Origin of the sequence: Prosthecobacter sp., assembly GCF_049294395.1 — a bacterium.
In the GTDB taxonomy this organism is placed as follows: Bacteria; Verrucomicrobiota; Verrucomicrobiia; order Verrucomicrobiales; family Verrucomicrobiaceae; genus Prosthecobacter.
Genome location: NZ_JBAQCR010000458.1, coordinates 1 through 2,547 on the forward strand (window position 1 = coordinate 1; position 2,547 = coordinate 2,547).

The 2,547-nt window shown below is 65.8% G+C and carries 2 protein-coding genes; both read left to right on the top strand.

Features of this window, described 5'->3' with window-relative positions:
• Window positions 1–20: 20 nt before the first annotated feature.
• Window positions 21–440 (top strand): CBS domain-containing protein, encoded by a 420-nt coding sequence (locus WAW39_RS30985; RefSeq protein WP_422323780.1) that lies wholly within the window; start codon window positions 21–23, stop codon window positions 438–440.
• 434 nt (window positions 441–874) lie between these two features.
• Window positions 875–2,547: tetratricopeptide repeat protein (locus tag WAW39_RS30990; RefSeq protein WP_422323782.1), on the top strand; the 1,673-nt coding region annotated here is incomplete at its 3' end.

Genomic DNA, 2,547 nt, shown 5'->3' on the forward strand with positions numbered 1-2,547 from the left:
TGTTTCATGACCAACCAACCATGAAACGCAACGACCCCATCTCCCACCGCATGTCCCGCAATGTGATCACCGCCCACCACGGCGATCCCATCTCCAAAGTCCGCGCCCTCGTCCGCCAGCACGGCGTCCATCACATCCCCGTCGTCAATGCCGACCAGCTCGTCGGCATCATCTCCTGGACCGACATCCTTCGCGTCAGCTTTGGCGACGCCTTCCACACCGACGAACGTGCCGTGGACGCCACGCTGGATCACACCCTCTCCCTGGAGCAGGTCATGGAAAAAAGCCCCGTCACCCTCGCCGAAACCGGCACCGTGCGCGAAGCCGCCGAACTCCTCGCCGGCGGCACCTTCCACGCCCTCCCCATCGTCTCCGGCACCAAGCTCGTCGGCATCGTCACCACCACGGATCTCATCAAGTATCTGCTTGATCAGTTCTGATGCCATCTGCAGCTAAAAAGGAGTCTGGCTGAAGCCTCGAGCGGAGAGACAGAGATGCAGGGCTGTTTTCCACCGATAGTGGCATTTCAAACCTGCAATACACCATGGCGGAGGCCCGCGACCGCTGCCTTTCCACATTGCCAAGGACGGCGCACCTTTTTGAGCGCCTGAGATGTGACAGACCCGAAATCACGGACCCGCACAGCGGTTCCCTACCAGCCCTGAGGCACGCGATGCTCTGGAGGGTAGGGATGCGCTGTGCGCGTCCGTAGAATCCTTCGTCCCAGCGCGGACTGCGAACTCGGCGTTCTCCCCCTTTTCAAACGCCTCCGACTTCTGCTTTCGAAGGTCCCCCATGCATCTTTCACAAGCCCGCGAACGGCACCCGCATTCCTCTTTGCCCCGCGCCGAATGCTGAGATAGGCTGCTGTAGCATGCCCAAAACCCGGAGTCTCCTTTTCGCCGCAGCCCTTCTCGCCGTTCCCACCGCCCACTTCGCGGACGGGTTGAATGAGGCTGCGGAATACGTCTCCGCCCAGCAGGCTCTCGCAGACGGACTCCCCGGCGTCGCCGCCGTCAAGGCCGAGCGCCTCCTCAAGCTCAAAGGCTGGACCCGCGTCGAGACACGCCAGCTCGCCACCTTCGCCGCCGAGGCCTGGACCCGTGCCAGCGAAGGCGCCCGCGTCCTCGCCATCACAGACACTTACGACCTCGATGACGAGCCCTTCTGGCGCGGCCAGGGCCTCGTCCTCACCGGAGACCTCAGCGCCGCACGCCAGGTTCTCACTGAGCAAACCACTCCTCAGCAGCACCCGCGCACCCCCCTGCTCCTCGCGCAGATCCTCGCCACCCTCGGCGAAAACGCCGCCGCCCGCGATGCCCTCGCCCCCCTGCTCACCTCCACCGATGCCGCCCTGCAAAATCAGGCACGCCTCCTCCAAAGCGAGATCGACATCAGCGAAGGCAAGCCCGCCAGCGGACTCCCCGCGACGGAGGAGAAAGACGATGCCGCCACCCGCTTCCTGCGCGCACGCGCCCTCCTCCAAAGCGGCAAGCTCACTCCCGCCAAAGAAATGCTCCAGTCCGTGCTCAGCGCCCCGCAGGGCGGAGAGCGCATCCACCAGGCCGCCCAGCTCCTCCAGGTAGAGGCACTCCTCCAGCAGCACCGGGCCACCGAAGCCCAGAAGCAGCTCACCCAGTTCCTCGATGCGAACGCAGACAGCCCCCTCTGGGTCGAAGCCTTTGATCTCCTCAACCGCGCCCATCAGGAAATCCCCACCACCGGCACCATCCCCGAAGGCGTCCTCCGCTGGATTTCCGCCGGAAACACCGCCCAGCAGCAGCCAGATCCCTCGCCCTTCCTCGCCGCCGCCACCGCCGAATTCCGCGGCCACGCCATCTACCTCACCGCGCAGTGGCTGGCCGCCCAGCAGCGCGATGACGCAGCCGTCAGCATGCTTGAAGCCCTCATCCAGCTTCACCCCAATCACCCCCGCCTCAGCGAGGCCATGCAGCAGGCCATGGAGATCTATGCCCGGCGCAACATCGACCAGCGCGTCAAAGCCCTGGCCGAAGCCTGGCACCAGAAATTCCACACCTCCTCCGTCCCCGTGGACTTCGCCCTCGGCAGCCTCCACTTCCGCCGTGGCGAGACCCGCGAAGCCCTCCAGATGTTTCAAGACGCCGCCAACGTCGCCACCACACTGACCGAGCGCCGCCGCGCCCTCTTCAATGCCGCCGTCGCCGCCATCACCGCCAGCGACTTCCCCCTCTACCGCAGCCTCCTCAGCCAGCTCGAGCTCATCTCCAACGCCGCCGCCACCGGCCCCGAAAGCGCCGACACCGCCGCCATGCTCGAGCTCGAAAAAGCCCTCTTCCTCGCCTCCACCCGCAAGCCCGAAGCCGAAGCCGCCCTGCGCAACTTCATCCGCGCCCATCCCAAGCACCCCCGCTTCGCAGACGCCTGCATCGCCCTCGCCGAATGGTGCCTGCTCGCCACCCCGCCTCGCATTGACGACGCCCTCAAAGCACTCGACAACGCCACCACCGCCCCCGGCCAGCTCCCGCCCCAGCAGCAGCAGCGCATCCAATACACCCGCCTCTGGCT